This window comes from Synechococcus sp. OH2, assembly GCF_047462155.1.
Lineage (GTDB): Bacteria > Cyanobacteriota > Cyanobacteriia > Thermostichales > Thermostichaceae > Thermostichus.
In genome coordinates this window covers 16,302-23,394 of the sequence record NZ_JANSIR010000090.1, presented here as the reverse complement: position 1 = coordinate 23,394, position 7,093 = coordinate 16,302, and the positions used below count along the sequence as shown (strand labels likewise).

Annotated in this window: 7 protein-coding genes; 4 read left to right on the top strand and 3 right to left on the bottom strand. The window is 61.0% G+C overall.

Translation table 11 applies throughout. The annotated features are described in order from the left end of the window. On the top strand, positions 1-344 hold a 344-nt coding region (locus NW835_RS08155; protein ID WP_414415011.1), incomplete at its 5' end, for a pentapeptide repeat-containing protein. A gap of 16 nt (positions 345-360) precedes the next feature. Here NW835_RS08155 and NW835_RS08150 read toward each other — a convergent pair. After that, positions 361-663, bottom strand: coding sequence for a hypothetical protein (locus NW835_RS08150; RefSeq protein WP_414385057.1), 303 nt, complete (start codon positions 661-663; stop codon positions 361-363). 195 nt (positions 664-858) lie between these two features. On the opposite strand from NW835_RS08150, the gene NW835_RS08145 reads away from it, so the two are divergent. The 3 genes from NW835_RS08145 to tenA all read left to right on the top strand — a co-directional run bounded on the left by NW835_RS08145 (position 859) and on the right by tenA (position 3,466). Then, complete coding sequence (locus tag NW835_RS08145) at positions 859-1,590, top strand: aldehyde oxygenase (deformylating) (RefSeq protein WP_414376448.1); 732 nt, start codon at positions 859-861, stop codon at positions 1,588-1,590. A gap of 127 nt (positions 1,591-1,717) precedes the next feature. Further along, entirely contained in the window at positions 1,718-2,743 is a 1,026-nt protein-coding gene (locus NW835_RS08140) for a long-chain acyl-[acyl-carrier-protein] reductase (RefSeq protein ID WP_414364186.1), read from the top strand. A 63-nt stretch (positions 2,744-2,806) separates the two neighbouring features. Further along, the gene (tenA, locus tag NW835_RS08135; protein WP_414376446.1) at positions 2,807-3,466 is read left to right on the top strand and encodes a thiaminase II; all 660 of its coding nucleotides are present in this window, start codon (positions 2,807-2,809) and stop codon (positions 3,464-3,466) included. 163 nt (positions 3,467-3,629) lie between these two features. On the opposite strand, the gene NW835_RS08130 is transcribed toward tenA, so the two are convergent. After that, positions 3,630-4,361 carry a uracil-DNA glycosylase gene (locus NW835_RS08130; RefSeq protein WP_414415010.1) on the bottom strand — a complete coding sequence of 244 codons (732 nt, stop codon included), beginning with the start codon at positions 4,359-4,361 and terminating at the stop codon, positions 3,630-3,632. Beyond that, positions 4,342-7,093, bottom strand: a 2,752-nt coding sequence (locus NW835_RS08125; protein ID WP_414415009.1) for a DNA-directed RNA polymerase subunit beta'', incomplete at its 5' end; no start/stop codon positions are given. The genes NW835_RS08130 and NW835_RS08125, both read right to left, overlap by 20 nt.

Here is a 7,093-nt window from a genome sequence, read left to right as displayed (position 1 = left end):
CTGCCAACCTGGAGCGGGCCTACCTGGGCGGCGCCGACCTCAGCCAAGCCGACCTTCAGGGATCCAACCTGCGCCTGGCCAACCTGGAAAAAGCCAAGTTGCCGGGATCCCGATTGCAAGGGGCCAACCTGCGCGGCGCCAACCTGAGCGCAGCCGACCTGAGGGGTGCCGATCTCAGCCAGGCAGACCTGGCGGGGGCCAACCTCAGCGGCGCCAACCTAAAAGGGGCCAACCTCAGGGGCTGTAAACTTAAGCTGGCCAACCTGCGGGGAGCCTGTTATGACACAGCCACTCACCTAGAAGCAGATGTCGCCCCCGCCGAGTTGGGCATGGTTTCCGCCTAGCCTGCAGCTAGTTGTCCTAAGGCTCCAGATCCAAAATCTCCTGGATCTCGGCATCGGTATAGCCCACCGCCCGCAGCTTCTCCGCCACCGCCTCGATCTCCTGCGCCGACAGTGTGTGCTGGCGTACCCGATCCCAGAGATTGGCCACAATCTGGAGCAGCAAACCGCTGCTTTCCGCCTCAAACAGCTCAAAAGCCGTTGCCAACTCGATAACCTGCAACACCTCCTCGGCGCTGCCAATTGGCTGATCGAGAGATTGTTCCTCCAGATCCACCAGCAACTGGCGCAATTGATTCAGGCCCTCCCCAAGAGCAGACATACCCCAGGCTCCTCAACGGCACCTGAGCACTCACCCTAACAGGCTTGCCTGCCTGGGCAAAAGGGATCCGATGAATTCCGCGCCACCTAAGGCTATTCTGAGTAGAGGAACAATTGAGTGGCAAGCGCCAGGATTGTTGAAGGGCCGGCGAAGCGGTTCACAACAATCTACAACGACAAAAGGAGATGCACGAGTATGGCCCCAGCGAACGTCCTGCCCAACACCCCTCCCTCCCCCGCTGATGGGGGCGGTACTGCCCTAGACTACAGCAGCCCAGGGTATCGGCAGGCCTACTCCCGCATCAACGGTATTGTTATCGAAGGGGAACAAGAAGCCCACGACAACTACCTCAGGCTGGCCGAAATGCTGCCGGAAGCTGCAGAGGAGCTGCGCAAGCTGGCCAAGATGGAATTGCGCCACATGAAGGGCTTCCAGGCCTGCGGCAAAAACCTGCAGGTGGAACCCGATGTGGAGTTTGCCCGCGCCTTTTTCGCGCCTTTGCGGGACAATTTCCAAAGTGCCGCAGCGGCAAGGAACCTGGTCTCCTGTTTTGTCATTCAGTCTTTGATCATCGAGTGCTTTGCCATCGCTGCCTACAACATCTACATCCCGGTCGCCGATGACTTTGCCCGCAAGATTACCGAGGGGGTAGTTAAGGACGAGTATCTGCACCTCAATTTTGGGGAGCGCTGGCTGGGCGAACACTTTGCCGAGGTCAAAGCCCAGATCGAAGCGGCCAACGCCCAAAATCTGCCTCTAGTCTGGCAGATGCTGCAGCAGGTAGAGGCGGATGTGGAAGCCATTTACATGGATCGCGAGGCCATTGTAGAAGATTTCATGATCGCCTACGGCGAGGCCCTGGCCAACATCGGCTTCAACACTCGCGAGGTGATGCGCCTCTCGGCCCAGGGTCTGCGGGCCGCCTGACCCACCTCAACTCTGCCTGCCGATTGGTTTTCCGGCCTGGCTGGAACGTTCCCTACCCTTCCTGGGTGCGGGCATGTTTTGATGGGATCCGGATGGAGCTCATAAGTATTGAAGTGAGTGAGCATCTATGTTCGGCCTGATCGGGCACCTGACCAGCCTGGCCCACGCAAAACGGGTGGCAGATAAGCTGGGGTATTCCGAATATGCGGAGAGCGACCTGGAATTTTGGTGCATGGCTCCGCCTCAGGTGGTGGACGAGATCGTGGTGACCAGCATCACGGGCCAAAAAATCTATGGCCAGTACGTCGAATCCTGTTTCCTGCCGGAAATGTTGGCGGGGGGACGGGTAAAAGCGGCCTGTCGCAAGATTTTGAATGCGATGGCCTTGGCGCAGCGGCGCGGCTTGAACATCACCACCCTGGGAGGATTTAGCAGCATTATTTTCGAGAATTTTCGCCTTGACACCCTCCGGCGGGTGCGCAACATCGACCTGGAAATTCGGCGTTTTACCACCGGCAACACCCACACAGCCTATATTATCTGTCAGCAATTGCAGGCGGCGGCCCAGCGCTACGCCATGGATTTGGCAGCCGCCACAGTTGCCGTGGTGGGGGCCACCGGCGATATCGGTAGTGCCATCTGCCAGTGGTTGGTAGCCCACACTTCCCCGGCCAAATTGCTGTTGATAGCCCGCGAGCGGCGACGCCTGGAAGAGCTGCAGGCCAAACTTAAAAAAGGGGAAATCTCTTCCTTGGAAGAGGCCTTGCCCCGCGCCGATTTCATCGTCTGGGTGGCCAGCATGAGCCAAGGGGTGGCCCTCGATCCTCAGGTGTTGCCGGATCCCTGCGTGATCATCGACGGTGGCTACCCGAAGAACATCGCCTCCAAGTTGCAGCGCAAGGGGCTGTACGTGATCGACGGCGGCATGGTGGAACACTCTCTCGATATCGAGTGGAATATTATGCAGTTTTTGAATGTGGCCAACCCGGCCCGCCAGCTCTTTGCCTGCTTTGCCGAGGCGATGCTCCTGGAGTTCGAGGGCCTACACACCAATTTCAGTTGGGGCCGCAACTTGATTACCCTAGAAAAACTGGATTTAATCGGGCAACTGTCTCGCAAGCATGGCTTCCGCCCCCTCATGCCCGAAGCCTAGCTCCAGCTAGGCCGACTCTCTGAAAAGCGGTAGGAAAATAGACAACGCTGCGAGAGAGCCACCATGTCCCAATCCTTTACCACTCACCTCTGGCAGACAATCGAGCCTATCTACCAACAGATCTTGGATCACCCCTTTAACCAAGAGCTGGCGGCAGGCAGCCTCTCGCGGCAGCGCTTCCAGTTCTACCTGCAGCAAGATGCTCTTTATCTCACCGATTTTGCCCGCGCCCTCGCCTTGATCGGGGCTCGTTCTGAAGGGGCTGAGCGGGTGGTGAGTTTCTTGAACTTTGCCCTGGGGGCCATTGTGGCCGAACGCAGCCTGCACGAGAGTTACTTTCGCCTCTACGACATCCAGCCGGAGACAACCTACGCTCCTGCCTGCTTCGCCTACACCCGTTTTCTATTGGCCTCGGCTGCCTTGGATCCCTACGAGGTGGCCATGGCCGCCGTGCTGCCCTGCTTCTGGATTTACCGTGAGGTGGGATCCGCCATTTACCGCACCGCCAAGCCCAACAATCCTTACCAACAATGGATCGACACCTACGCGGGGGAAGAATTTGCCCAGGTGGTGCAACAGGCCCTTGCCATCACCGACTCCTTGGCTGCGCAGACCACAGCGGCGATGCGGGAAAAGATGACCGCCGCTTTTGTAGCCGCCTCCCGCCTGGAATGGCTGTTTTGGGACAGCGCCTACCGCCTGGAAACCTGGCAGCCGGCTTGATCCCTGCCGGGCCCGCCGGCTCAGCAAGGTAGTCGCTGCCATTGCAAGTGGCTATGAAACAGCCCCTCCGTTGATCTCCAGCTCCCCTCTCCCCTTGGGGCAGAGGGGCAGCAACGACTACACAGCCTTTGGCCAAACGTCCGGCCACTGCAGAATCTTCAGCTCAAAACTCGATCAGGGGGTTGGATGGCGGAGATGGAGACAACAACTGCAGCGCCCGCTCAAAGACGGCGTCCAGCATCGCCTCTGTCAGCCGCTGGGTGGCCGTGTTGCGCCGGCTGGGGTGGTAAGACGTCAGCAAATAGCGACCCTCTCCCAAAGGAACAACGCAGTTGTGGCCAAAGCGGGGGCGGGGCCTGAGAGGCGGCAAGAGCGCCAAGGTGTAGCGAAAGGCAAAATGGCCTAACGCTAAGATCACCCGTACCTGGGCCAGCAACTCCAACTCGCGCTTTAAGTAGCTCAAGCAGGCTTTGGCTTCTGGGGCGCTGGGGCGGTTGTCTGGCGGCGCGCAGCGCACCACGGCTGAGATGTAGCAATCCCGCAATTGCAGTCCATCCTCCCGGTGCAGGGAGATGGGTTGATTGGCAAACCCGGCCCGGTACAGAGCGCGAAATAGCCAATCCCCGCTGGGATCCCCGGTAAACACCCGGCCTGTACGGTTGCCCCCATGGGCGGCTGGCGCCAAGCCGATCACCCACAGCCGCGCCTGCGGATCCCCAAACCCCGGCACCGCTCGGCCCCAGTAGGTCTGCTCCCGAAAACGGGCCACCTTTCGCTGGGCAACCCCTTCTCGCCAAGCCACCAGGCGGGGGCAGCGGCAGCAAGCAGCGATCTCAGCCTGTAGGGCCGCCCAGGACTGGGGATCCGTCAACGCCTCACTCTTCTTCTCCCTCATCCTCCACTGGCTCGTCGAAGGCAGGGGTGGAGTCGTCAATGAGCTGGTCGTCCTCCAAGATCAGGCGGGGCGGCAGCTCTGGCAGCACGACAGGCTCCTCCTCTTCCTCGGGCTCCGGTTCTGGCGCCGTTTCCTCGTAGGTGCTGAAGCCGGTGCCCGCCGGGATCAAGCGCCCGATGATCACGTTCTCCTTCAAACCCCGCAGCCAGTCGGACTTGCCTTCGATGGCCGCCTCCGTCAGCACCCGCGTGGTCTCCTGGAAGCTGGCCGCCGAGATGAAGCTGTCGGTGTTCAAGCTGGCCTTGGTGATCCCCAGCAGAACGGGCGTGTACTTAGCCGGCGCCCCGCCGGTGATGGCCATGGTGGCGTTGGTCTGCTGGATTTCCCGCAACTCCACCAGCTCGCCCGGCAACAGGACGGTGTCGCCGCTGTCGTCCACCCGCACCTTGGAGGTCATCTGGCGCACCACAATCTCGATGTGCTTGTCGGCGATCTCCACCCCTTGCGAGCGATAGACGTTCTGTACCTCGTTGACCAGGAAGCGCTGCACCTCCCGCAAGGCCAGCCGTGCGGCTTGGTCGTCGCCCAAGGTTTGGCGATGGTACTCGAAGTAGATCTCCAAGAGGTCGTGGGGGTTGGCCGGGCCGTCGGTCAGCGGATCCCCCACCTGTACCGGCTGGCCATCGACCACAATCAGGTTTTGCCCCGGCAACACCGAGTATTCCGTAACCGTGCCATCCGCTTCGATGACCCGCAGATCCGGCTCTTCTCCCCGCCAGCTCAATTGCACCGTGCCGGGCCGCTTGGCCAAAACACACATTTCCTTGGGTTTGCGGGCCTCCAACAGCTCCTCAATCCGCGGCAGACCCTGGATGATGTCTCCCGTCTTGGCCCGCTCAAACACCAAGAGAGCCAGGGCATCCCCCCGCTGCACCAGATCCCCATCTCGCACCTGCAGAATGGCACCTGCCGATACCAAATAGGGCCGCGCCAACCGCAACACCACTTGGCCATCGGCAATCTGCATCACTTGCCCCGACTCAGGAGCAGGGATCCCCGGCGCCAGCTCGTCGCCGGCCCGCACCAGCGCTCCCCCCTCGACGCTGGCTTGGCCCGTCAGAGGCACCGTCAGCAGGTCGTCGTCGGTAACCACCAGAACCCGTCGCACCACTTCCGCGCCCTGGCGGATCCCTTGCACGATCCCGGCTTTTTTGGCCTGAATCTCGGTGCGGGCAATAACACCTCCCCTGCCGATACTGTCTCCTTCACTCACCAACAGCCGCGTGTGGGTACTCCCCTGGGTGAGATCTGCCTCCACGTCGCGGCGCAGCAGCAGGGTTTCCAGGATCACCAGTTGCAGGCGACGGATACTGGGATCCCTCTCATCTTGGATCAGCTCAATATCGGCCTTCAGTTGCGGGGCGTCGGTATCGATCTCCAGCACCAGTTGTGTGCGCAGCAGTTCTACCGGCCCCACCGACTTCACCCGCTCCCCATCCTTGAAGGGAACGCGCTGCACCGCCCGCAGGCGAATGGAGCGGCCAGACTCGCTGGTAGACTCTTGGCTGGGCACCAACGGGCGGTCGGGAATCTCGTACTCCTGCACTGGGCGCAGTAGCAGACCTGGCCCTTCAGGAGTCTCCACCTGCTCCAGATAGACCAACCGGTCAGGGACGATGCTGCTGAGCAGCTTCTGGCCTGGCTGGATTAGCGTGCCGGTGGGTATTTCCAAGTCGGCGGGGTCATCCACTAGATGCAAGGAGCCGGGCTTAATGATGATCTCCCGCAGGATGTCATTTTTCTGGATAACTTCGACAACGCCGGCATTTTGGCAGAAGATGTCCTTCACCACCTCGGTGCCGGCTTCTACGTACTGGCCATCTTCCACATTTAAGAGGGAGATGTCCTTGTTCACCTCGTGAGTCTCCTCCGGGATCCACAGCAGGGTGCCGCCCCGGATCACCTCGTAGCCCTGCTTCGCCTTGCCCCGCCGTGCCACCTCGACACCGGCAAACTTCACCAGGCCACCCGTCTGGGTGCGGAAATGGTTCTCGATCAGCTCCGCCACCACCTCGTCGTTACCCACCTTGGTACCTGGCGTAGCCTTGAGGACAAAGGTTTGCCCGCTGGCCGTATCCAGCAAAAATTGCTCCCGGCCCTGGTGGGATTCCACCCGCACCCGCGCTTCATGCAACACCACTGCGGCGTTGATGATCTCCACCTCGCGCCCGCTCTTGCTGTCGCTGCGCTCCGGTAGCCGCACAATGCCACCGTGCTCGGTTACCAGCGAGGTCTCAGCGATCACATCCCCCGCCTGCACCCGATCCCCGTTTTTCACCACCGGCTCGGCCCCTGGCGGCAGGTTGTACACCTGGCCGGACATCACCCAGATCAACCCTTGCCGCTGCGCGGTGTAGGTGGTGTTGCCCTGGCGGTCGGTTTTCTCCTCGATGGGCAGATCGGCAAAGCGGATTTCCCCCGCTAAGTCGGCCACCACCTCCTTCTGGGCTTTCTCGGTGCTCTTGCGTACGGCCTTGGCCAACGCCACTTCCGCAATCAACTGATCCCGCTGCACCTGGGCCCCGTCCCGCACCAGCAGGGTGGATCCCTGAGTCAGGTCGAAGACTTCCCGTCGCCCCTCCGGCCCTTCCAGGACAATTTGGTTGTTCACCTCCACCTGCAGGGCATCGTCGCCGTGGCGGGTGCGGAAGGGGCGGGTGCGCAGGTTTTTC